Below are 22,094 nucleotides of genomic sequence, written 5' to 3'. Positions count from 1 at the left end.
GGTCGCTCTCCAAGGGGGGTCAGGCGGACGGCAGCAGGCGGGCCGCGCGGTCGAGGGTCTCACGGAGGTTGTCCTCGGTGGTCCGCCGCTTGGCCTCCTCGACGGTGAGCCACTCCAGCGGGGACGCCGGGTTCTCCGGCCGGGCCTGCTCCGGGGTGGCGGTGGCCAGCAGGAAGCGCAGGTCGGCGTGCTCGTGGGCGGGTTCGGCGGGCGAGGCGGGGACGGGCACCACGGCGAGGTGGACGAGGGCGGGGCCGGGCCAGGGGGCGAGGTCGGTCAGGCCGGTCTCCTCCAGACCCTCGCGCAGGGCGATGTCCAGCGGGAGGGTCTCGCCCGGGTCGCCGTGGCCGCCGACGTGCAGCCAGGCCTGCTGGCGGACGTGCCAGCGCAGCAGGACGCGGCGGGTGGGCGGGTGGACGATCAGCGCGGAGGCGGTGAAGTGCAGCGGGAAGGTGCCCCTGTTCCAGGCGTCGGCGACGCCGAGGAGGCGGCGGGCGCGCTCGTGGTCGGCGGTCTCCACCGGGCCGCGCGGACGGTGGTCGGCCAGCAGTCGGGCCGGGTCGGGGCTCTGGGACGGGCCGCCCGTGGTCACCATGGGTCTGCGCTCCTCGTTCCGCGCCGGGACCGCGGACCGCGTCAACCGGCGTGCGGGGGCGGGCAGTCGGGCCCGGGGCTTCGGGTTCCGGCGAACCCGCGCAGCCTAGCCCGGGGGCGCTCGGGCGGCCCACCGGTTTTCACCGCGGGCGCTCCGGCGGACGTCCGCGACGCTCGCGCGCGAATTGAGCACCGGACGTTCCGACGACGGACACCTCCCGTACCTCCGGCGGCATGCCGCCTGGTCCGGGCGTTCCCCCGGAGGCCGTAGCCTGTGGTGATCGTTTTCGGGACAGGTGGAGGGATGTCGTCATGGTGGCTGCTCCGGCGCTCGCCGAGCTGCGCGAGGTGTGCCAGCCGCAGGCCAAGCTTCAGAGCCGCAACGGCGAGCACTGGGCGGGCCGGATGTACATGCGGCGGATCTCGCTGCGGACCACCCGGCAGCTGGTGCGCACCTCGGTGTCGCCGAACACCCTCACCTGGGTGATGGTGGTGTGCGGGGTCGGCGGCGGCGCGGCCCTGCTGATCCCGGGCCCGGCCGGTGCGGTGCTGGCCGTCGTGCTGTTCCAGCTGTTCCTGCTGTTCGACTGCGTGGACGGCGAAGTGGCGCGCTGGAAGCGCCAGTTCAGCATGGCCGGGGTGTACGTGGACCGGCTCGGCGCCTATCTGGCGGACGCCGCGCTGATGATCGGTGCGGGTGTCCGGGCGGCGCGCGGCGGGTCGGAGCTGTGGGTGTCGGCAGGTCTGGCGGCCGCGCTGGGCGTGGTGCTGCTCAAGGCCTCGACGGACCTGGTGGACGTGGCCCGCGCCCGCAGCGGGCAGCTGCCGGCGACCGAGGAGTCGACGCAGCCGCGTTCCCAGGGCATCGCGACGGCCCGCAAGGTCGCCTCGCTGTTCAAGATCCACCGGGTGACGAACGGCATCGAGGCCTCGCTGGTGCTGCTGGCGGCGGCCGCGGTGGACGCCGGGCTCGGGAACCTGGACGCCACCCGGTGGACGCTCGCGGGCATCACGGCGATCACCTGGGGCATGGTGGTCGCGCACCTGGCGTCGATCCTGTCCTCCTCGCGGCTGCGCTGATCCGGGCGGCGCCCCGGCCACCGGGTGACGGGGCGAGGCGCCCTGCTCCCGGGGGCCGAGGCGCCCCTCCCCCGCCCGGGGGAGCCCCCGGCGCCGGGCCCGCCGCCGGGGGGACGCGGCGGGCCGGGGCCGCGCGGAAGGGTGGGGGCATGACGACGCCCCGGCCCGCTGCCGCCGCCTCCACCGCCGTTCCCGCCGCGCCCCGTTGGGCCGTGCGCGCCGCCCACCTCGCCGCCGTCACCGCGCTGCCGGCCGGGCTGTGGCGGCTCGGGCTGGTGGCGGGCTGGCACGGCGGGTACACGGAGGCGGGCTACCGGGCGATGGGCCTCACCGGGTGGGGCGCGGTGTGGCCGGTCTTCCTGAGCCTGTTCACCGAGGCGCTGGCGCTGCTCACGATCGGGCTGGTCCGCCCGTGGGGCACGGTGCCGCCGCGCTGGGTGCCGTTCCTCGGCGGCCGCCCGGTCCGCCCGCGTGCGGTGGTGCTCGCGGCCTCGCTCGGCGCCGTCGGCCTGGCCCCGCTGTGGACGCCGTTCGTCGGCTGGTGGGCCCTGCCGGGTACGGGCATGACCCCGCTCGGCCACACCCTGGTCGGCTTCCTCTACCTGCCGACCGTCGCCTGGGCGCCGCTGCTGGCGGCCGTCACCGTGTCGTACCACCGCCGCCACCGGGCGCCATCGGTGGTGATGACGCTCCCTCGGGCGGCCTGAAGCACAGTCGGCAGGCATGTGACGCGAATCACGGCAGCGCCCGGGGCCCGCCGGACAGGACCGGGTGTGGAGCAATCGATACGGGCGCGGATCCGCGCCGGGGACGCCGAGGCGTTCGGGCAGGTCTTCGAGGATCACGCCCGGGCGGTGTACCGGCACGCCGTACGGATGACCGGGGACCGGACCGTCGCCGAGGACGTGGTCTCGCTGACCTTCCTGGAGGCCTGGCGGCTGCGCGCCCGGATCGCCCCCGAGCGGGAGGACGGCGCGGAGAGCCTGGCGCCGTGGCTGCTGGGCATCGCCGGGAACGTCATCCGCAACACCCGCCGGGCGGCCCGCCGGCACCAGAAGGCGATGGCCAAGCTGCCGCCGCGCGAGGTGGTGCCGGACTTCTCCGGCGAGCTGGCGGGCCGGATCGCCGACGCCGAGGAACTGGCCGCCGCGAAGGCCGCGTTGGAGCGGCTGCGGCCGGCCGAGCGGGAGGTCTTCGCGCTGTACGTGTGGGAGGGGCTGGACCACGCGGCCGTCGCCGAGGCGCTCGGCCGCCCGGTGGGTACGGTCCGCTCCCGGCTCTCGCGTGCCCGCGCCCGGCTGCGGGAGCTGACCGAGCGGGAGCTGGCCGCGGCGCGTTCGGCGCGGGCGGAGCAGCGGGGCGCGCCGCCGGCGGGCCACCAGGCCGGCCACCGGGCGGCGGAGACCTCGCAACGCCCGGGCAGCACCGGACAGGTACCAGGTGACCGCACCCCCGCGGTCCGGCCGACCAAGGAGACGATCCGATGAGCGCCACCCCCCGGCACCGGTCCGAACAGGCCGATCGGGAGGAGCTGGCCCGGCTGCTGCCGGCCCCGGCCGCTCCGGTCCTCCCCCGGAGCCGCCACCTCCTGCTCAAGGAGCACCTGTTGGACAGCATCACCGACCCGGACGGCACCCCCGACACCCCTCGGCGCACCACCCGTCGGCGCGGCCTGCTCCTGGGCGCCGCCCTCCCGCTGGGGCTGGCCGCCGCGCTGGCCGGGGTCCTGCTCACCACCGGCACCGACGGCTCCACCCCCGGCGGCGACGACAGCGGACGGTCGCTGGGCAGCAGCAGCGGTGTCGCGTACACCCTGGAGAGTGAGGAGGAGGTGGTCCGGCTGACCATCCTCGAGGACTACAAGCCGGTGGACGTGGACCAGTTGCAGCGCGACATCGACCGGTTCGGGATCCGCGCCCGGGTCTACCCCGGCGAGCCGGGCTGCAAGGCCCGCGAGCCGAAGCAGCCCTCCCACGTGGACCTCACCGCCGGGTGGGACATCGAGCACGGGCCCGGGGAGCCGCTCGTGCTGACCGTCCACCCCCGTCGGCTCCCGGCGGGCACGGAGATCTTCATCTACCTGCCGCTGGCCAGGACTTCGCCGGCCAACAGCTCCCGCGAGATGCAGGCCGGACTGATGAAGTCCCCGGGCCCTTCCTGCATGCCGGCCAAGGAGTACGTCAACCCGCTGGCGAGCCTGTACCCGACCCCGCCGGCGAAATGACCCGGCCCGGCCCGTAGGCACCCCCCCTTCCGTGGAACCAGTCGGACTACATATGCAGTCCAACGACATATACAGTCGTCCGACAGTCGACAGAAGGGGGCGCGCCCATGCCACCCCGCACCACGACCCGGCCGAACCCGACCCGGCCCGACCCGACTCCGCTCGCCACCGGTCGAAGCACCGCCCGAAGCACCGCCCGAACCGCCGTGCGTGCCACAGCCGCCACCGTCCGCGCCGCCGTCGTCCGGACCGCCGCCACCCGGCCCGCCGTCGTGCTGCTCGTCGGCTACCTGGCCGAGCTGCTGTTCCGTCTCGTCCTCGTCCGGTCCATGGACTTCCCGTCCGTCCACCCCGACGAGGACTCCTACCTCGCCGAGGCCCGGGTGCTGGCCGGCGGCTCGGCGACCGAGATCCCGGTCGGCGTGGTCATCCCCGGCGGCTACCCCCTGCTGATCTCCCCCGCGCTGCGCCTGGCCGACGACCCGACGACCGCCTACCACCTGGTCATGGGCGTCAACGCCGCCGTCAACGCCCTGGTCTTCCCGCTCGCCCACGTCGCGCTGCGCCGCCTCGGCCTGGACCGCCGCCTCTCGTACGCCTTCGCCGCCGCGACCGCGCTGCTGCCGCCGGTGGTCTTCTACTCGCAGTTCGTGCTGACCGACGCCGTCCTGCCCGTCCTGGTGCTCGCCTGGCTGCTCTGCCTGCACGGCTGGCTCGCCGACGGCCCGCCGCGGCGCCGCACCTGGCACGCCGTCGGGGCGGGGGCGTCGGCGGGCTACGCGATGGCGGTGCACGACCGCGGCGGCGTGGTGGTGGCGCTGACCGCCGCCGTCCTGCTCGGCGTCCTGCTGCTGCGCCGGGCGCCGTGGCGCGCCACGGCGGCCGGGCTCGCGGCGCTCGGCCTCGGCGTGCTCGGCGCCGAGCTGCTGTCGGCCTGGCTGCACGCGCGGTTCACCGTCCCGGACAGCGACGTCGGCGGCTCGCTCTGGAAGGGCCTGACCGATCCGGGCGCCGCCGTGCAGACCCTCGCCCGGGCGGCCGGTCAGATCTGGTACTTCACCGTCTCCACCTGGGGCGTCGGCGGGCTCGCCGTCGTCGCCTGCCTGTGCGCGGTGTTCGACCGCCGCCGGCCGCCCGCCCTGCGGACCACCGGCGGCGTGCTGGTGGCCCTGCTGCTCGGCACGGCCGTGGCCTCCGCCGCCGCCCTGCCGCTGGACGGCCGGGTCGACGACTGGGTGTACGCCCGGTACACCTCCTACCTCGTCCCGTCGGCCTTCGTCGCGGTGCTCGCGCGGTACGGTCGCCGCGCGCTGGTCCGGACGGCGACGATCGCGGCCGGACTCGTCCTGCTGCTCGCCGGGGTCGTGGCGCTGGCGGCCGGCGAGCGGCTGCGGACGTCGATGTTCATCCCCTGGACCCTGCCCGACGTCTCGTTCCTGGCCGCGGACTGGGGCCGGATCGACCTGCCCCGCACCTGCGCCGCCGTGCTGGTCCTGCTCGGTGCGGCGGTCCTGGTCCGCCACGCCGGGGGCCACCGGGTGCTCGGGGCGCTCGGCGTCTCGCTGGCGCTGTTCGCCGCCTTCGCCACCACGACGATCACCGCACAGGTCGCCCGGCCGCACGCGGAGGGCCGCGAGGGCCTGGCGACCGGCTTCACCCGCGCCGCCGGGATCACGGCGGACGACAACGTGGTGTTCGCCTGGGACGTCGACTGGTCGCTGCGCGCCGCCCAGACCTTCGAGGTCTACCGGGGGCGGGTCTGGTCCCGCGACCCCCGCTGGCAGCCCGTCCCGGCGGAGGCGAACGTGATGGTCCTCCCGCTGCCCGGGGAGGGGAGGCCGCCGGAGGCGTACTGGCCGGGCCACCCCGCCGACTGGTACGTCGAGCGCTTCGACGCCCGGCAGAACTGGGCGGTCTGGCACCGGCGTTGAGCGCTCCGGTGTCGCCTAACCCGCCGTACCGGCGTGGGCGACGGCGGCGGCGTGGGCGGCGGCGGCGTGGGCGGCGAGGACGGTGTCGAGCAGCCCGGGGAAGCGCTGCTCCAGGTCGACGGTGCGCAGGGCGGAGAAGCGCCGGTTGGCCTCCTCGCGCTGGACGATCAGGCCGGACTCGCGCAGCACCTTGAAGTGGTGGCTCAGGGTGGAGGGCGCGACGTCCACCGGGAAGGTGCCGCAGGCCCGTTCGGGCTCGGTGCGCAGAACGCGGACGATGGTCATCCGGGTGGGGTCGGAGAGCGCGTGCAGGACGTCGAAGAGGTCGATCTCCTCGGCCGCGGGGTGGGCGAGCGCCGGTCGTCGGCGGGTGCTGCGGGGCATGGGTCGACCTCCCTGATCTGCGATGTTCGACATCCATGGAAATGGCGTGGTACCACTGTCCCGCGCCAATTTCGTCGTTCGTCGAACATCGTAGTCGAGGGGGCCCGACATGCGTGCGCTGGTGATGACCGCACCCGGTGGAGCGGAGAACTCGGAGGTCCGGGAGGTCCCGGTGCCGCACCCCGGACCGGGCCAGGTGGCGGTCGACGTCGCCCACGCCGGACTGAACTTCGTGGACGTGATGACCCGCCGCGGCGACGCCGCGTACGCCGCCGAGTGGCCGTACCGGCCCGGCAAGGAGGTGTCCGGTACGGTCCGCGAGCTCGGCGCCGGGGTCACCGGCCTGGCGGTGGGCGACCGGGTGGTCGCCGCGCCGGTCGGCGCCGGGCTGGCCGAGGTGGTGGTCGCGGAGGCCGCGCTCACCGTGCCGCTCCCGGACGGGGTGGCGCTGCGCGAGGCCGCCGCCGTCCCGCTGGGCCTGGCCACCTCGATGCTGCTGCTGACCGACGCGGGCCGCTTCACCGCCGGGGACACCGTCCTGGTCCACTCGGCGGGCGGCGGGATCGGCAACGCCGTCGCCCGGCTCGTCCCGCTGCTCGGCGGCGGCCGGCTGATCGGCACGGTCGGCCGGCCGGAGAAGGCCGCGGCGGCGCTCGCCTCCGGCTACGACCACGTCTTCGCCCGCGGCGCGGCCGACGGACCGGGCGCCGATGGACCTGGCACCGACGGAAGCAGCGGCGGCGGACCGGCCGAGGCGATCCGCGCCGCCACCGGCGGCCGGGGCGTCGACCTGGTGCTCGACCCGCTGGGCACCGCCGCCCTCGACCTCGACCTCGCCGTGGCGGCACCCGGCGCGCGGATCGTGCTGTTCGGCAACGCGGGCGGCGGCGCCGTCGCCGACCTGCCCCCGCTCGGCCGCCTGATGGCGGGCAACCTGACCGTCACCGGCTTCAGCCACCGCGGCCTGGCCGCCACCGCCCCCGAGCGGCTGGCCCGCGCCGTCCGCCGGGTCCTCCGCCTCCTCGCCGACGGCGGCCTGGACCTGCCGGTCACCGAACTGCCCGGCCTCGACGCCGTCCCGGCCGCCCACGACGCCATGCAGGAGGGCCGGGCGACCGGCAAGTACGTGGTGCGCGTCGGCGGTTGATCCCGCACCCGCGGGTACGGCAACGCGCCCTGCACGGGAAGTCGACTCCGCCGACTTCCCGTGCAGGGCGCGCTACGTCACTTCGCCGGGCGGATCAGCTCGCGGACCCGGCGGAGGCCCCGGCGGAGGGGGCGGAGGGCGCGGAGCCGGCCCGGCCGGTGGCGGTGGGCGCGGTACGGACGGAACGCTTCAGAGCCATGTGCATGACAGGACTTCCCTTTCGATGAGGAGGGGACGGGAGTCGCCGGCGACGACGCGTCAGCTCAGCGGCTTGCCCGGGCACCAGGCGTCGCCCCAGGCCGTCGTCTGGACGCAGTGGTGGCCGTCGTGCACGCCGCCGGGTTCCGTCAGCGTCGCGCCGTCGAACACGGAGGCGCCGGCCGGAGCCACCCCGCCCAACCAGGCGGCGGCACCCAGCGCGACCACGGCCAGTGTCCGCGTCACGATTCCTCGCATGACGACAACTCCCATCACTTCGGGGACGGTTCCACACGTTCCGGGCGTTTCCGCAGTTCCTGCCGCATCGCCCGGTCCGTGCTCGTCACCCTGCCAGGCGGCGGATGGCCACGGCATCCCCCGCAGGGGATCATGAGCCTGCCTGGCAGCTTTAGGAGGCATGCGATGCACCCCGTGACCGGCCCCGACCCGACCGTCCCCGACCCGACCGCCGACGTGCCCGCGCTCGACAGCGCGGCCGTCACGCTCTACCGGTGGACGGTGGTGCACGAGCGCCTCACCCCGGCGACCCTCGCGCAGGCGGCGTCGGAGACCGACCTGACCCTGCCGGAGTGCGAGGCGGCCGTCCGGCAGCTCACCGGGGCCTGCCTCCTCCAGGAACTGTTCCCCGACGACCGCCGTACGGACGGGAACCGTACGGACGCGCCCCCGGTCGCCTGGCAGCCCGTCAGCCCCCAGGCCGCCACCGCCCAGCTGCTCTCCGCCCGCGACACCGCCCTGCGCGCCCGAGAGGAGGCCCTGCGCGAGCAGCGGCGGATCGTCCAGCAGCAGCGCGACGGCCTCGCGGCGCTGGTGCCCGTCTACCTCCAGGCCCGTCAGCACGCCTTCCCCCAGGGCACCATCGACCGCCTGCCGGACAAGTTCGCGGTGCGCTCGCTGCTCGCCGACGTGATCGACTCCTGCCGCAGCGAGGTGCTGGTCTCCAAGCACGGCGGTTCGTTCTCCCCGGCCGCCCTGCGCGAGGCGCTGCCGCGCGACCTGGCGCTGCTCGACCGGGGCGTCCGGATGCGCAGCCTCTACCAGCACGCGACCCGCTTCGACCAGCCCACCCGGGTGCACGCCGAGCAGCTCATCGAGGTCGGCGCCGAGATCCGGACGCTGCCGGAGGTGCTGCCACAACTGATCATCGTGGACGGCTCGCTGGCCCTGCTGCCCGCCAGCTCCGGCGGCGCGCTCATCATCCGCGAGCCCGACCTGCTCTCCTACCTGCTGACGGTCTTCGAACGGGACTGGGAGAACGCGGCCCCGTTCGCCAGCGGCCCGCAGGCCGCGCACGACGTCACCAAGACGATGAAGCAGAGCATCCTGGTGCTGCTCGCGAAGGGCCTCAAGGACGAGTCCATCGCCCGCCGCCTCGGCATCTCCCTGCGCACCTGCCGCCGCCACGTCTCGGACCTGCTGGACGGCCTCGGCGCGCACAGCCGCTTCCAGGCCGGCGTGGTCGCCGAACGGCTGGGCCTGACCTCGCACCCGGTCCCGGACGCCCCGGCCCCCGACGAGGAGCCCGAACCGGCCCCGGCCTGCCCCGCCTGCGGCGGCCCGCTGACGGCCCCCGCCCCCTCCCCCGCCGGCCCGCGCCCCGGCGGCCGCCCGCCCCGCTACTGCTCGCCCCGCTGCCGCTCCCGCGCCTACCGCACCCGGCAGCGGGAACGCGCGGACGGCGTCACGTAACCCCCCGGCGGCGTGACGTAACCCGGGATGCGCCCGCGAACCGGGCCGGTGGAGTCGGGCTGGTGGAGTCGGGCTGGTAGCCGCCCGGGCATAGCCCCGGGCGCACCGGTGTCGGGGGCGGGCATGACCAAGGTTCTGGTGATCGGCGCAACCGGCAGTGTGGGCAGGCACGTTGTGGCCTCGCTGGTCGAAGGCGGCCACGAGGTAAGGGCGTTGGTGCGGGACGAGGCGGCATCCCGGCTCCCGGCGGGCGTCGAGGCCGTCCAGGGCGACCTGCCCCGGCCCGAGAGCCTGGAGCCGGCGCTGGCCGGCGGGGTGGAGGCGGTCTACCTGATGTGGCCCGGGCTGCCCGTGCGGCCCCGGGTGGTGGAGCTGATCGCCCGGCACGCCCGGCGGGTCGTCTACCTGTCGACGGACGTGGCGGACCTCGCCGACGACGAGCCGGCCGTCGTCTTCCACCAGGAGATCGAGCGGCTGATCCGGCGCTCGGGCCTGGAGTGGACCTTCGTCCGGGCGATCGACTTCGCGGGCAACCTGCCGGCCTGGGCCGACCAGGCGCGGGAGCGCGTGGTCCGCCGGCCGTACGGGCGGGCGCGGCGATCACTGGTGCACGAGCGGGACATCGCGGACGTCGCGGTGCGGGCGCTCACCGAGGACGGGCACGGCCGCGCCGCGTACGTGCTCACCGGCCCGGAGTCGCTCTCGCACGCCGAGCCGGCCGGGATCATCGGCGAGGAGCTGGGCGTCGCGGTGCGGTGGGAGGAGCTGCCGCCGGAGACGGCCCGCGAGGAGCTGACGGCGGCCTGGGGCAACGCCGCGTTCGTGGCGGCCCGGCTGCGCGCCTGGGAGTCGTTCACCCGGGAGCCGGAGCGGGTGACCGGCACCGTGCGGGAGGTGCTCGGGCGTCCGCCGCGCGATGTCCGCAGCTGGGTGCGGGACCACGCGGCGGACTTCCGCTAGGCCGGGGGTCAGTACCGGACGGCCTTGACCACCACCGGCAGCAGCGTCCGGTCGGCCGGCTGCCTGCTGAAGGCGACGGGCTCGGCCGTGCCGTTCGCCGGGACGTTCTCGGCGCCGACGACGGCGCTGTCCACGGTCTTGCCGCTGGTGTCGGTGAAGTCGACCTGGACGGCGTAGGAGGCCGCTTCGAGCCCCCGGTTGCGGATCGTGACGACCACGGCGTGCAGGCCGCCGGTGTTCTGCCGGTTGATGCCGGTGATCGCGACGTCGTTCACCGCGTTGCCGCCGTCCGGCTCCCCGCTGAGCACCGAGGCGGCCTTCTCCCTGGTCGTCACCTGCTGCGCCGAGACGGAGGCCTCGAAGGCGGAGGCCGCCGCGGCCTTGGAGGCGACGGACGCCGCGGAGGCCTCCGAGGCCGAGGCGATGGCCGCGGACGCCGAGGCCAGCAGCGACTCGGCGGCGGAGGCGACGGCGGAGGGCGGCTCGCCGGAGAAGGCGCCCGCGTTGGGCGGGGTGGCCGTCGCCGAGCCGGCCGCCGTGCCCGAGGAGCTGCTGCTGCAGGCCGCGAGCACGGCGACGCCGGAGGCCGCCACGATCAGCGCGACCGTCCGCTGCGGCGTCCACCTCCGGCCCGGTCGGCGGTGGCTGGGGGGACTGTGGAGTTCACGCACCGAGGGATCCCTCTCCTGGTCGGTGTTCGGCGGCCGAGGGGCCCGTACGTCCCCATGCTTGGCAACATCCCGCTCCACAGCGACAGCTCCTGACCCGTCCGAGTGGCCCGGGCCCCCGGCGGAACGGCGGACTCGGGAAAGACGAACCGCCCCGGGCGCGCGAGCACGGCGCGCCCGGGGCGGGGCTTCGAGGACCGGCGGAGCTCAGGCCTTGGCCTGGTCCGCCTCCTCGGCGCCGGCCCCCGCCGGCACGGGAACGGAGCGCAGCCGGGACGCGGGCGGCGCGGGGATGACGGCGGCGACGGCGGCCGCGATCAGCGCGACGCCGCAGCCGATCACCAGGCCGACCCGGAAGCCGCCCTCCGAGGGCAGGGTGTGGCCGCCCAGGGTGACGGTCATCTGCGACAGCACCACGCCCATCACGGCGGCGGACACCGAGGTGCCCAGCGAGCGCATCAGGGTGTTGAAGCTGTTCGCCGAGGCCGTCGCGGTCAGCGGCACCGCGCTCATGATCAGCGCGGGCATCGCGCCGTAGGCCAGGCCCACGCCGCTGTTGCAGACGATCGTCACGATCAGCACGCCCCAGGTGGAGCCCATCAGCGGCAGCGCCAGCCCGTACCCGACGGCGATCGTCAGCGCCCCGGCGACCAGGGTGAACTTCGGTCCGCGCGCGGCCGACAGCTTGCCGCCGAACGGGGAGACGACCATCATCATCAGCCCGCCGGGCGCCATCCACAGGCCCATCGCCAGCATCGACTGCCCGAGCCCGTAACCGGTGGCCTCCGGCAGCTGGAGCAGCTGCGGCACGATCAGCGCCTGGGCGTACATGCCGAAGCCGACCAGGACGGAGGCGGCGTTGGTCAGCAGCACCCGGGGGCGCGCGGTGACCCGCAGGTCCACCAGCGGCTCGGTGACGCGCAGCTCCCAGCGGGCCCAGAGCAGCAGGATCGCGGCGGAGGCGGTGAACAGGCCGAGGGTCCGGGTGCTGCCCCAGCCCCAGTCGCCGCCCTTGGAGACGGGCAGCAGCAGGCAGACCAGGCCGACGCTGAGGCCGATCGCGCCGACGTAGTCGAAGCGCCCGCCGGTGGCGGGGCGGCCGTCCGAGGAAGCGGAAGCGGCCGGGGCCGGGATGATGACCCAGAGCAGGCCGATGATGACGACGGCCAGTACGGCGGTGCCCCAGAACAGCACGCGCCAGCTGGCGTAGTCGGCGACGCCGGCCGCGATCGGCAGGCCGAGGCCGCCGCCGATCCCCATGGAGGCGCTGACCAGGGCGATCGCCGAGCCGAGCCGCTCGGGCGGCAGCACGTCGCGCAGCAGGCTGATGCCGATCGGCACCAGGCCCATGCCCATGCCCTGCAGGGCCCGTCCGGCGATCATCGGCACCACGGAGTCGGCCACCGCGCACAGCACCGAGCCGAGCAGCAGCGGGACGCAGGAGGCGATGAGCATCGTCCGCTTGCCGAGGAGGTCGCCGAGGCGGCCGCTGATCGGGACGAAGACGGCGGCGGAGAGCAGGGTCGCGGTGATGACCCAGGAGGCGTTGGACGCGGTGGTGTGCAGGAGTTGCGGGAGCTGGCTGATCAGCGGGGTGACCAGGGTCTGCATGATCGCGGCGACGGTGCCGGTGAAGGCGAGCACCGCCACGATCGGACCGGTGCGGGGGGTGGGGGCGGGGCCGTTGATGACGGGCCTCCTCGGGCGGTCGAAGAGCAGTCGAAGAACGTTCGAAGAGCGTTCGAGAGCGGAAACATGCACAAAACACACGATGTGCATGAAACACAAGACGGTCAGCTTACACAGGATGTGCGCGATGCACATCATGTGTGCCGCGCATGCCTCTGGCATACTGAAGGGTGATCCACGGAGAACCCGCAGGTCGAAGCGGTGATGAAGGGACTTCGACATGACCAGCCCCACGCACGAGGTCGCCCTCGAGTTCCTGGTGTTCGCCCGGCACCGCGACCTCAGCCAGGTCAACGCCCGCCCCGAGGGCAGCCAGCTCGAACGCAGCGCCTACATCCTGCTCAGCCGGGTCGACGCCGAAGGGCCGATGTCCATCGGCCAGCTGAGCGACGCCTTCGCCCTGGACGTCTCCACCCTCAACCGGCAGACGGCGGCCCTGAAGAGCGCGGGACTGCTCGAACGCATCCCGGACCCGGACGGCGGCATCGCCCGCAAGTTCCGCCTCACCGAGGAGGGCCGCCGCCGGCTGGACGCGGAACGCGAGGCGCACGTACGGGCGCTGAACCTCGTGATGACGGACTGGCCGGAGGAGGACATCGCCTCCTTCGCCGGCTTCCTGCGCCGCTTCAACACCGGCATCGAGCGGCTCGACGGCCGCCCCTGGCCGCGCGACTGAGCCGACGCGGGCGCCGCGCGGGACGTCGGCCCGGCAGGGGAGCGCACGGGAAGTCGGCGGGGCCGACTTCTCGCGCGGGGCGGCCTGGAGAATGCCCGGCATGGGAACGGACATCAACGGATTCATCGAGTGCCGGGCATGGTTCCCGCGCGACGAGGACGGGAAGCCGGCCTGGCAGGCCGCCGTCGCCCTCGACCTCCTCAACACCACCAGGAACTACGACGCCTTCGGCTGCCTCTTCGGGGTCCGCAACCACGCCAACTTCCGCCCGCTGGCCGCCGATCGCGGACTGCCGCCGGACGCCTCGCAGACCGTGCGGGCGGCGGTGGACACCTACGGGACCACCTTCTACGGCACCACCTGGATCACCTGGGCCGAGGTGAGGGCCGTGGACTGGGCCGAGGCGGCGGAGGCACCCGACAGCCGGCTCCACGAGTACCGGCGGACCCCCGACGGGCTCACGCTCGTCGGCAAGAGCGCCTGGAACCGGCGCTTCGGCGAGACCCTCGGCATTCCCGAACCGGTGCCGACACCGGGACCGGGGTCGGAGCCGGGCGAGGTGCGGACCTGGCCCGAGGGCAGCGAGTGGGTGGTCGACGACGTCGTCTACCGCTCCGAGCGGATGGACCGCCGCGACGCCGTCCGCGAGGACGGCGAGTGGAAGCCGGTCTGGACGGTCATGGAGGCCCTCGCCTCGCAGCACGGCGACGACAACGTCCGGCTGGTGGTCTGGTTCGACTACTGAGCGGCGCCCGCCCGCAAGCGCCGCCCGCCGCCCGGCGGTCGCAGCTCGGCAGCCGGCTCAGCCGTCGGCGCGGATCCGGTCGGCGACCGGGAAGTCGGTCCCGCAGTCGGGGCACGTCGCACCGCCGAACACGTGGGTCAGCGCGTGCGCGACCTCGCGCTGTCCGTCGGCGAGCGCGAGGTCGTGGAGGCGCCGCCCGATGCCGTCCAGGTCCGCGGGGTCGGCCGGCCGCAGGGGCCGGGTCTCGATGTCCCCGTCGGTGAGCGCGTAGTCCTCGCCGGTGGAGAAGTGGCCGCGTTCGCCGAAGACGATGAACAGGCCCGCCCCGCAGCCCGGGCAGGAGACCTCGTACTCCTCGCTCCCGAGCCCCCAGGCCAGGTCCTCGCTCCACCCCGCGACGCCTTCGAAGCCCAACACGGCTTCCAGGAGGTGGACGTACTCTCCGCGGTCCGTGGCGGTCCGCAGGTACCGGTTCGCGGCTTCCAGCAGCCCGGCGATCTCCGCCGCGTGCTCCGCGCGGACGTCGCCCGCCTCGTGCAGCTGGTCGGCGCCGGCCGTGATCGCGCCCGCCAGCACCACGGCGTTGACCGCCTGGTCCCGGTCCCCGCGCGCGGCCAGGTCGGCCAGCCAGGGCAGTGCCGCGAAGCTGGCCGGGTAGACGCTGCCCTGGTGGCACAGGGCCGACCACAGGTCGTTCCAGAGTTCGGCGCTGGGCTCCGCCGCGATCCGGTCCAGCAGGGCGGGTACGTCCTCGGCGGAGCCGTAGGCGTGGTGGAGGCGTGACCAGTCCGTCATGCGGCGATCCAACCAGGCCGACGGGCGCCACCCGTCAGCGGGCCGGGGGGAGTTGGGCGAGGAGGGCGGGGCCGGTCCAGGCGGGGGTGGCGGCGGGGGCGGCGGCCTCGGCCCGGCGGACGAGGGTGATCAGGCGGGCGTTGGCGGGGGCGGTGAGGCCGTGGCGTTCGGCGAGGGCGACGATCTCGCCCTGGAGCGAGTCGATCTCGGTGGGGCGGCCGCGCTGGAGGTCCTCCCACATCGAGGAGCGGGCGGTGGCGTCGATCCGCAGGCTCGCCCCGGCCAGCCGCTGGAACAGGGCGTCGGGCAGGCCGAGCACCCAGGGCATCAGCCCCGGCGGCACCGGGCCGAGCCGCGCCGGTGCGACCCCGGCGGCCCGGAACGCCGCCAGCGCCTCCCGCTGGCAGCGCGCCACGCACCGCCGGTACGCCCGCTGCCCGACCTGCTCGCGCAGCGGAAGCCCGGAGAGCGCGTTGACGGCGTTGTTGAGGTTCAGCAGCAGCTTGGCCGCCTGGACGGCCGGCATGTCCGGCCGCAGGTCCAGCCGGAGCCCGCTCGCCCGGGCCGCCCCGGCGAGGGCGGCGGCCCCCTCCCCCGCCGCCAGCATCAGCGACCCGCCGCTGCCCTGGTGGACGGCGGCGGACCCGGTCCGCACCACGTTGTACGGGACCATGCCGGCCAGCACCCGGTGGGCGGGCAGCGCGGCCGCGAGCGCCCCGGCGTTGCGCAGGCCGTTCTGGAAGCTCACCACCACCGCGTCCGGGCCGAGGTGCGGGGCGAGTTCGCGGGCGGCGGTCGCGGTGTCGGCGGACTTCACGGTGACCAGGACGTGGTCGGCGCCGGCCACGGCCGCCGGGTCGGTGGCGGCGGTCAGGCCCCGTACCTCGCGGCGGGCCCCGCCCGGGCCGGTGAGGGTCAGCCCGGCCGCGTCGATCGCCGCCATCGCCGCCGGCCGCCCGATCAGGGTGACGTCGGCGGTCGCGGCGAGCATGCCGCCGAGGTGGCAGCCGATGGAGCCGGCGCCGAACACGGCGATCCGGAGCCTGCGTTGGGCGGGGGTGGCGGGCACGGGGGGCTTCTCCGAGGGGTGGGCGGACGGGGAAGGCGGACGGGGAAGGCGGGGACCGTCAGTCGAAGAGGTCGGGGTCGGAGGCGGTGATCTGGTCCCACAGCGGGCGGGCCTGGAACCAGCCGGCCAGCGGGGTCCCGACCTGGCCCCGGGTGATCAGCGCGGTCTCCCGGTCGATCGGCTTGGGGGTGCCGGCCGCCATCGCGAGCAGCTGCGCCTGGCAGGAGCGCTCCATGGTGACGAACCACCAGACCGCCTCGGCCACGGACTGGCCGACGGTCAGCAGGCCGTGGTTCTGCAGGATGACGGCCTTGTGACTGCCGAGCGCGGCGGCAACCCTCTTGCCCTCCTCGGTGTCGGTCACGACGCCCCGGTAGTCGCTGTACAGGCCGTGGTCCTCGAAGAAGGCGCAGGCGTCCTGGGTCAGCGGGGCGAGCGGGATGCCGAGGCTGGAGAAGGCCTTGCCGTGGAGCGAGTGCGAGTGGGCGGCGGCGACCGCGTCGGGGCGGGCGGCGTGCACCTGGGAGTGGATGGCGAAGGCGGCCCGGTTCACCGGGCGGGTGCCGTGCAGCAGGGTGCCCTCGTGGTCGACCAGGATCAGGTCGGAGGCCTTGATCTGGCTGAAGCTCATGCCGAACGGGTTCACCCAGAACCGGTCCGGGTGCTCCGGGTCGCGGACGGTGATGTGCCCGGCGACGCCCTCCGAGAAGCCGAACCGCCCGAACAGGCGGAAGCCCGCGGCGAGTTGCTCCTTGCGGTACCGGCGCTCCTCCTCCACCGAGTCGAACACCGGCGGCAGCGGCAGGGTGACCCCTTCGGGGGCGGGGCCCACGACGCCGATCGCCGCGTACGGGTCGGCGGGCTGCTGCGGTACGGGCATGGCGGCTCCTCGGGGTGCGGTCGGTCAGGTCAGAGGTGAGGTGTCACGCCGGATTTCCGGCGGACGTACGGAAGCGGTGGAGCAGTTCGCGGGCGGGCGGGCTGTCTGCGTCGAAGGCCTGCATGCCGTGGAGGTCGGACGGCACCCCGGGGCCGGCGAGCCAGACGCCGTGGCAGCTGAAGCAGAAGGAGACCTCGAAGAGGAGCCCGCCGGGGCCGTGCGCCCGGATCCCGTACCCGGGCGCGAAACAGCGGCGCAGTTCGCCCTCCGGCAGCTCGCCCATCAGGTCGAGGGCCTGCCGGAGGTGCTCGGAATCCCAGACGGTGAGGACCTCGCCGGTGACGGAGTCCGAGCCGTAGGCGCTCCTCGGATCCGCGATCCGGACCACTTCGATGAGGACGGTCTGCGAGGCGACGTCGGGGAGCAGCATGCGAACAGGATCACAGAGCGGGACTGTTCCCGGGAAGGTGTCGTCACTCCAGCCGATGGCGGACGTCGCGGTTGCGCTTGTACTCGCGCATGAGCGCGAGGAGGTTGATCAGAGTGCTGGCCGGAACGTTGCCGATGTCGACCAGGCGGCGGCCGTGGAGGTTGATGTCACCGGGGATGGCGGACGGCCAGAGGAGGCCGAACTCACGGCCCTCGGTGCGGAGTTCCACGATGAGTTCGGTGACCTGGCGCGAGGTGAGGTGGAGCAGGGCCGGGTCGGCGGGGTGGATCGGGTGGTGGGCGCTCACGCGGCACCGTCCTGCCGCAGCTCAAACCAGACGGTTTTGCCGAGGTGCTGGGGGTCGACACCCCAGCGGTGGGTAAGGCCGGCGACGAGCTGGAGGCCCCGGCCGGTCTCGGAGAGGAGGGCGTGGGGGCCCAGGGTCGGGGGGAGTGGACTGCGGTCGGAGACGGCGACGCGGAGGGTGTCGACGCGGTGGTCGATGAGGATGACCGGGGAGGTCGTCTCGCCGTGGCGCCAGGCGTTGACGATGAGTTCGACCATGGCGAGCTCGGCGTCCGCGATGAGGGAGGGCGGCCAGCCGGCGCTGGCCATGCCGTCGCGGAGGGCGTCGCGGGAGAGGGTGAGGGAGGGGGAGTTGATGTTACGCACAGTTTCTCCCAGGGGGGATGGAAGGATGAACCGAGCGAGCTGTCACCGTGAGCCAGTCCGGGCATGGGTGCTCTGCGGTGCGAGGCAGCGTTACTGACGCCCGCATCGGTGGTCGGTGCGTCACCGACTGTAGGGCACGTGTGGCACATGTACCGGCACTTCTACCCAATCCTTCACTCGATCGATGGATTGCTGGACCCCTCGCGGGATCGCGATGGATGCTTGGGGCATGCCACCAGGAATCACCCCTTCTGCCCGGCAGGAACGAGTCGGCATCGAGCTGCGGAAGATGCGCGACTGCGCGGGACGCACAACGGCCCAGGCTGCCGCGCTGTTTGGGTTCTCTCGCACGAAGATCACACAGATCGAGAAGGCGCAGTACCCGATCAGCGCCGAGCGCGTGAGGATGCTCGCCTGCGACTTCCAGGAGAGCGACGCCGCTTACATCGAGGCGCTTGGCGCCATGGCCGAGGAGCGCCACAGAGGCTGGTGGGAGGAATTTCGCGGCTCCGTGCCAGTCGGCTTCCTCGACATTGCGGAGATGGAGTACTTCTCCAAGGGTTCTCGCTCGTACCAGGTCTCGCACGTTCCCGGCGTTATGCAGACGGAGGAGTACGGGCGGGCGATCTTCAAAGACGTCTACCCTCCGCTTTCACCGCGCCTGCTTGAAGCGCGCGTTGAACACCGAGTGCAACGTGCGGCAGTCTTGATTCGAGACGGAGCCGAGCCGTACTCGGCGTTGGTCCACGAAGCCGCTCTTCGCATGCTCTTCGGCGGCCGCGATGCCGCAAGGCGACAGCTGGACCAGCTGCTCGAGTACTCGGAACTGCCCCATGTGACACTCCGGGTGATCAGCTTCAGCACCAACGGCTTCATGGGTGCAGGTCAGGGGATCTGCTACGCGAGAGGCCCAGTCCCCCGCCTGGACACCGTTCAGCTCGATGCGGTTGGCGGCCCCGCGTTCCTGCACGAGCAGAAGCACCTGGAAAACTACCGACACATTATCGACGTGATGACTGAGCGGTCCCTGACCGAGAGCCAGTCTCGCGATGCCATCAGGCTAATCAAGAAAGAGCTCTGAGCCATGGAAAACCTTCACTGGAAGCGTCCTGAGGCCTGCCCGGACGGCAACTCCTGCCCGGAGGTGTCCATAGCCCCCGACGCCGTCTACGTCCGCAGCAGCCTCCTGCCCGACGCCATCGCCCAGCTCACCCCCGACGAATGGCGCGACCTCGTCTCCGCCATCCGCGCGGGCGAGTTCGACCTGTAGCACCCGACTACGGAGGGAGTTCGATGAAGAACCTCGCCTGGACGCGGCCCACGTCATGCCCCAACGCGAACAACTGCCCCGAAGTTGCCGTAGCTCCCGACGCCGTCTACGTCCGCAGCAGCCTCCTGCCCGACGCCGTCGCCCAACTCACCCCCGACGAATGGCGTGACCTCGTCTCCGCCATCCGCGCGGGCGAGTTCGACGTCTGACGCCTCCCCCGCCGCACCGGCCGGCCCGTTCCACCCTCCGGCCGGTGCCCCGGCGGCCCCGATTCGGCGCACGGGCACTGAGCTGCTAATATTTCTTTCAGCGCGAGGGACATGAGCCCTCGTCAGGCGTCAGCGGTGCTACCAGAGCACGTCCTACTTTCAGTAGGAAGAGTCCGTGCAACCCGGGCCTGGCGCTCCATCACCGGAAGGGTCCGGCACCACACAGGTGCCGGACCCTTCCGCATTCCCCCCCGGCACTTGGTGAACGTCACGGCGATCGGGATGCCGCGACGGTCCACGATCACATGGCGCTTGGAGCCAGGTCCGCGCGGTGCAGTTCGGTCAGCAGTGCGGCGTGCAAGCGGGGCCACACGCTGGCCTCGGTCGATGGCGTCGTCCGGGAGCGGGCGGCAGCAGCGGAGCCACCCGCTCCCACAAGTCATCCGGGACGGGAGCAACACGCACCCCGGGTACCCTGCCGACCGAGACCGCCGAGTACAAGAGGGCAGCTCAACTCATGCTGAAGCGGTCAGCAGGGGCAGGATCACTCCTCGTACCACTGCTCTGCCCCGAGCCGGGCCTCGCTGATGGCGGCGTCACCGACACGGGCGGCACGCACGAACACGCCGAGGCCGTAGATCTCCATGTCCCCGCTGACGGGAAGCCGCAGGCCGAGGTCGTTGTCCGCGATGTACCTGACGATGTCGGCTTCGACGGCGGTGACCGGCCGGCCGACGAGCGGGATGCCGTCGAGGAGGATCTGGGGGCCGGATCGCCCAAGGGCGGTGACCGCGACAAGGAGCGGGCCGCGGCCTTGCTCCCACCCCGAGTAGTGCGCGCGGACGCCGGCGGCCTCGAATCGCTCCTCCACCAGTCGCTCCTCCTCAGGGTCACCCTGGGTCGCCCAAGGGGTGCCTGCGGGGAAGGGATGGTAGATGCCGCGCGAAGAAGCCGTCTCCCCGCCCAGGGCAGCCGACACCTGCTCCGGCGTCATCTCGAACCGAAGCGGCCCCACCCGCTCCAGCGGCACACACTCCCACTGCGGCCGCTCCCGCTCGGGCCGTACTGTCCACGGCCCCGGTTCGGGGTCGGGGCGCCGGAAGTTGCTACGCCAACTCGCCACGGTCCTGTCGCCGTACGGGTTCTCGGCCAGGCCGGGCCCGGTCACCAGCAGGTCGGTGACCATGGCATCCAGCCGCTGTCGCCGGAAGCCCTCGGCATCCGGCAGCCACTGCTGGACCGCACCCACCGAGACACCCCACGCCGGCACGTCCTGCTCCCCTTCGGCGTTCGGCACCTCCTTCACCCCGCACCGCAGCGCCAGGCGGCTGATGTCCGCGCGCACCTCGGAAGGCGCCCGGCCGACCAGCACCACGCCCTCCAACAGCACCAGCGGCCCGCTATTCGCATTGATCCCCACGGCCACCAGTTGCTCCCGCGGTCCGAAGATCGCGCTCACTCCATGCCGGCGGTACCAGCTCCACGACCGCAGAGCGCCGCTGAGGACACCGGCCGGAGCATCCTCGCCCAGCGCCACGTTTACCTGTTCAGGCGACATCCCGAACCGCAGCGGCCCCACCCCCACCAGCGGCTCCAGTAGCCAGCTCGCCCGGCCTCCGACTCCGACACCCATCCCAACCCCCGTGCTGCGTCCGGTCACCGGCACAATCGGCCTGCAAGGAACACCAACCTAGCGATGACCTGTGACACCAGGTGCAGCAGCGGATCGGCGGCCTGGCCTGCAGCATCGTCTGCCTCCGGCACCTTCGAAGTCATTCCGAAACGATCAGTTAATCACTCGGCATCTCCTCCCCCGACTGACATCGTGGCGGGCATGGACCAGACGCGACCAACCGCTCCCGACGATTCCGACCTGCCCGTCAGCATGGAGCGGAACCTCGCCGAGCACGCCTGCCACCTGCACCGCCGCCTGGAGCACGCGACCGTCACCGAAACCGCCGACCTCGTCGTCGCCGACAGCGGGCTCGACGACGACACCTTCAACATCGTTGCGGCGGCACGCTTCACCGCCGGCACCGCCCCCGCCCGGCTCGCGGAGACCGTCCGGACGCTCACCGCGACCGGCCGCCCCTTCTCCTGGTGGGTCGGCCCCGCCACCACTCCCCCAGATCTCCCCACCCTCCTCTCCACCGCCGGCCTCCAGGCCTCCGAGACCGAGACCGGGATGTGCCTGGACCTGCACACCGCCCCGCCGGAGCCGTCCGCCGACGACCTGGACATCCGCCTCGCGACAACTCCCGAACAACTCGCCGACTACGCGACGATCGTGGCGGCGAACTGGGACCCGCCGGCCGCCACGGTCCGCCGCTTCTACGCCGACGCGACCGAGTACGCCCTCTCCCCCGACTGCCCCGCCCGCTACCTCGTCGGGTACGTGGCCGGGCGACCGGTCTGCTCGGCCGAGGTCTTCCTCTTCGCCGGGGTCGCCGGGATCTACAACATCGCGACCCTCGCTTCCGAGCGCCGGCGCGGCTACGGCGGAGCCATCACCCTGGCCACCCTGCGCACGGCCTACGACGCGGGCTACCGCACCGCCGTCCTCCAGGCCTCCTCCGACGGTGAGCCCGTCTACCGCCGCCTCGGATTCCAGTCCTGCGGCGGGTTCACCGAGTACGCGGTCGCCCCCTGAGCCTGCCCGCCCGGCCTCGTGGCACCGCGATTCGGCACACCGGCACTGAACTGCTAATATTCCTGATGTCGCGAGGAACATGATTCCTCGTCAGGCGTCAGCGGTACTACCAG

The 22,094-nt window shown here is 73.6% G+C and carries 26 protein-coding genes and 1 pseudogene; 14 read left to right on the top strand and 13 right to left on the bottom strand.

Annotated features, from left to right (window positions below; translation table 11 throughout):
* Positions 1-19: 19 nt before the first annotated feature.
* Positions 20-595, bottom strand: coding sequence for an NUDIX hydrolase (locus ACFVU7_RS26610; RefSeq protein ID WP_388047460.1), 576 nt, complete (start codon positions 593-595; stop codon positions 20-22).
* A gap of 311 nt (positions 596-906) precedes the next feature.
* Here ACFVU7_RS26610 and ACFVU7_RS26605 point away from each other — a divergent pair, with 311 nt between their 5' ends.
* The 5 genes from ACFVU7_RS26605 (at position 907) to ACFVU7_RS26585 (ending at position 5,829) form a co-directional block, all read left to right on the top strand.
* Positions 907-1,674, top strand: a complete 768-nt coding sequence (locus tag ACFVU7_RS26605) for a CDP-alcohol phosphatidyltransferase family protein (RefSeq protein WP_388047458.1) — start codon at positions 907-909, stop codon at positions 1,672-1,674.
* A 149-nt stretch (positions 1,675-1,823) separates the two neighbouring features.
* Positions 1,824-2,381 carry a hypothetical protein gene (locus tag ACFVU7_RS26600; protein ID WP_388047456.1) on the top strand — a complete coding sequence of 186 codons (558 nt, stop codon included), beginning with the start codon at positions 1,824-1,826 and terminating at the stop codon, positions 2,379-2,381.
* A 66-nt stretch (positions 2,382-2,447) separates the two neighbouring features.
* Positions 2,448-3,161, top strand: a complete 714-nt coding sequence (locus ACFVU7_RS26595) for an RNA polymerase sigma factor (protein WP_388047454.1) — start codon at positions 2,448-2,450, stop codon at positions 3,159-3,161.
* On the top strand, positions 3,158-3,898 hold the full coding sequence (locus tag ACFVU7_RS26590) for a hypothetical protein (protein ID WP_388047453.1): 741 nt from the start codon (positions 3,158-3,160) through the stop codon (positions 3,896-3,898). The genes ACFVU7_RS26595 and ACFVU7_RS26590 overlap by 4 nt, the downstream gene beginning before the upstream one ends.
* 206 nt (positions 3,899-4,104) lie before the next feature.
* Entirely contained in the window at positions 4,105-5,829 is a 1,725-nt protein-coding gene (locus ACFVU7_RS26585; protein ID WP_388047451.1) for a hypothetical protein, read from the top strand.
* Positions 5,830-5,844: 15 nt separating this feature from the next.
* On the opposite strand, the gene ACFVU7_RS26580 is transcribed toward ACFVU7_RS26585, so the two are convergent.
* On the bottom strand, positions 5,845-6,213 hold the full coding sequence (locus ACFVU7_RS26580; RefSeq protein ID WP_388047449.1) for an ArsR/SmtB family transcription factor: 369 nt from the start codon (positions 6,211-6,213) through the stop codon (positions 5,845-5,847).
* 109 nt (positions 6,214-6,322) lie between these two features.
* Between ACFVU7_RS26580 and ACFVU7_RS26575 the strand changes: the two genes are divergently transcribed.
* A complete protein-coding gene (locus ACFVU7_RS26575; protein ID WP_388047447.1) occupies positions 6,323-7,360 on the top strand; it encodes a zinc-binding alcohol dehydrogenase family protein in 1,038 nt (345 codons plus the stop codon).
* A gap of 258 nt (positions 7,361-7,618) precedes the next feature.
* Here the strand turns inward: ACFVU7_RS26575 and ACFVU7_RS26570 are convergent, their stop codons facing one another.
* Positions 7,619-7,816 carry a hypothetical protein gene (locus ACFVU7_RS26570; protein WP_143204680.1) on the bottom strand — a complete coding sequence of 66 codons (198 nt, stop codon included), beginning with the start codon at positions 7,814-7,816 and terminating at the stop codon, positions 7,619-7,621.
* 165 nt (positions 7,817-7,981) lie between these two features.
* Here ACFVU7_RS26570 and ACFVU7_RS26565 point away from each other — a divergent pair, with 165 nt between their 5' ends.
* Both ACFVU7_RS26565 and ACFVU7_RS26560 read left to right on the top strand, forming a co-directional pair.
* Positions 7,982-9,268: a LuxR C-terminal-related transcriptional regulator gene (locus tag ACFVU7_RS26565; RefSeq protein WP_388047446.1), complete on the top strand. Its 1,287-nt coding sequence runs from the start codon at positions 7,982-7,984 to the stop codon at positions 9,266-9,268.
* 123 nt (positions 9,269-9,391) lie between these two features.
* A complete protein-coding gene (locus ACFVU7_RS26560) occupies positions 9,392-10,228 on the top strand; it encodes an NAD(P)H-binding protein (protein WP_388047443.1) in 837 nt (278 codons plus the stop codon).
* Between the two features lie 8 nt (positions 10,229-10,236).
* Here the strand turns inward: ACFVU7_RS26560 and ACFVU7_RS26555 are convergent, their stop codons facing one another.
* Positions 10,237-10,899: a hypothetical protein gene (locus ACFVU7_RS26555; RefSeq protein WP_234348259.1), complete on the bottom strand. Its 663-nt coding sequence runs from the start codon at positions 10,897-10,899 to the stop codon at positions 10,237-10,239.
* Between the two features lie 204 nt (positions 10,900-11,103).
* Positions 11,104-12,585, bottom strand: a complete 1,482-nt coding sequence (locus ACFVU7_RS26550; protein ID WP_388047555.1) for an MFS transporter — start codon at positions 12,583-12,585, stop codon at positions 11,104-11,106.
* Positions 12,586-12,805: 220 nt separating this feature from the next.
* Between ACFVU7_RS26550 and ACFVU7_RS26545 the strand changes: the two genes are divergently transcribed.
* On the top strand, positions 12,806-13,261 hold the full coding sequence (locus tag ACFVU7_RS26545; protein ID WP_049650286.1) for a MarR family winged helix-turn-helix transcriptional regulator: 456 nt from the start codon (positions 12,806-12,808) through the stop codon (positions 13,259-13,261).
* 100 nt (positions 13,262-13,361) lie between these two features.
* On the top strand, positions 13,362-14,006 hold the full coding sequence (locus tag ACFVU7_RS26540) for a hypothetical protein (RefSeq protein ID WP_388047441.1): 645 nt from the start codon (positions 13,362-13,364) through the stop codon (positions 14,004-14,006).
* 57 nt (positions 14,007-14,063) lie between these two features.
* On the opposite strand, the gene ACFVU7_RS26535 is transcribed toward ACFVU7_RS26540, so the two are convergent.
* Genes ACFVU7_RS26535 through ACFVU7_RS26510 form a run of 6 tightly spaced genes read right to left on the bottom strand, consistent with a single transcriptional unit; the run spans position 14,064 to position 17,852 of the window.
* Positions 14,064-14,801 carry a hypothetical protein gene (locus tag ACFVU7_RS26535; RefSeq protein WP_388047439.1) on the bottom strand — a complete coding sequence of 246 codons (738 nt, stop codon included), beginning with the start codon at positions 14,799-14,801 and terminating at the stop codon, positions 14,064-14,066.
* 34 nt (positions 14,802-14,835) lie between these two features.
* A complete protein-coding gene (locus ACFVU7_RS26530) occupies positions 14,836-15,870 on the bottom strand; it encodes a 2-dehydropantoate 2-reductase (RefSeq protein ID WP_388047437.1) in 1,035 nt (344 codons plus the stop codon).
* 58 nt (positions 15,871-15,928) lie between these two features.
* Complete coding sequence (locus ACFVU7_RS26525; RefSeq protein WP_375874743.1) at positions 15,929-16,750, bottom strand: class II aldolase/adducin family protein; 822 nt, start codon at positions 16,748-16,750, stop codon at positions 15,929-15,931.
* Positions 16,751-16,793: 43 nt separating this feature from the next.
* Positions 16,794-17,180, bottom strand: a complete 387-nt coding sequence (locus ACFVU7_RS26520) for a hypothetical protein (protein WP_049650290.1) — start codon at positions 17,178-17,180, stop codon at positions 16,794-16,796.
* Positions 17,181-17,223: 43 nt separating this feature from the next.
* Positions 17,224-17,487: a hypothetical protein gene (locus tag ACFVU7_RS26515; RefSeq protein ID WP_074005068.1), complete on the bottom strand. Its 264-nt coding sequence runs from the start codon at positions 17,485-17,487 to the stop codon at positions 17,224-17,226.
* Complete coding sequence (locus tag ACFVU7_RS26510) at positions 17,484-17,852, bottom strand: ATP-binding protein (RefSeq protein WP_387827418.1); 369 nt, start codon at positions 17,850-17,852, stop codon at positions 17,484-17,486. The genes ACFVU7_RS26515 and ACFVU7_RS26510 overlap by 4 nt, the downstream gene beginning before the upstream one ends.
* A 229-nt stretch (positions 17,853-18,081) precedes the next feature.
* On the opposite strand from ACFVU7_RS26510, the gene ACFVU7_RS26505 reads away from it, so the two are divergent.
* The 3 genes from ACFVU7_RS26505 to ACFVU7_RS26495 are packed head-to-tail and all read left to right on the top strand — an operon-like array spanning position 18,082 to position 19,331.
* Positions 18,082-18,933 carry a helix-turn-helix domain-containing protein gene (locus tag ACFVU7_RS26505; protein WP_388047435.1) on the top strand — a complete coding sequence of 284 codons (852 nt, stop codon included), beginning with the start codon at positions 18,082-18,084 and terminating at the stop codon, positions 18,931-18,933.
* A gap of 3 nt (positions 18,934-18,936) precedes the next feature.
* Positions 18,937-19,122 (top strand): DUF397 domain-containing protein, encoded by a 186-nt coding sequence (locus ACFVU7_RS26500; protein WP_117487962.1) that lies wholly within the window; start codon positions 18,937-18,939, stop codon positions 19,120-19,122.
* A gap of 23 nt (positions 19,123-19,145) precedes the next feature.
* Positions 19,146-19,331, top strand: coding sequence for a DUF397 domain-containing protein (locus ACFVU7_RS26495; RefSeq protein WP_388047433.1), 186 nt, complete (start codon positions 19,146-19,148; stop codon positions 19,329-19,331).
* Positions 19,332-19,570: 239 nt separating this feature from the next.
* Here the strand turns inward: ACFVU7_RS26495 and ACFVU7_RS26490 are convergent.
* Together ACFVU7_RS26490 and ACFVU7_RS26485 are read right to left on the bottom strand one after the other, a co-directional pair.
* A pseudogene (locus ACFVU7_RS26490) lies at positions 19,571-19,832 on the bottom strand (hypothetical protein); the annotation flags it as partial.
* A 43-nt stretch (positions 19,833-19,875) separates the two neighbouring features.
* Positions 19,876-20,964: a hypothetical protein gene (locus ACFVU7_RS26485; protein ID WP_388047432.1), complete on the bottom strand. Its 1,089-nt coding sequence runs from the start codon at positions 20,962-20,964 to the stop codon at positions 19,876-19,878.
* Between the two features lie 252 nt (positions 20,965-21,216).
* Between ACFVU7_RS26485 and ACFVU7_RS26480 the strand changes: the two genes are divergently transcribed.
* A complete protein-coding gene (locus tag ACFVU7_RS26480) occupies positions 21,217-21,981 on the top strand; it encodes a GNAT family N-acetyltransferase (RefSeq protein ID WP_388047552.1) in 765 nt (254 codons plus the stop codon).
* The last annotated feature ends 113 nt before the right edge of the window (positions 21,982-22,094 follow it).

Origin of the sequence: Kitasatospora sp. NPDC058046 (genome assembly GCF_042885595.1) — a bacterium.
Classification (GTDB): Bacteria; Actinomycetota; Actinomycetes; order Streptomycetales; family Streptomycetaceae; genus Kitasatospora.
This window is presented reverse-complemented; position numbering and strand designations above follow the sequence as displayed.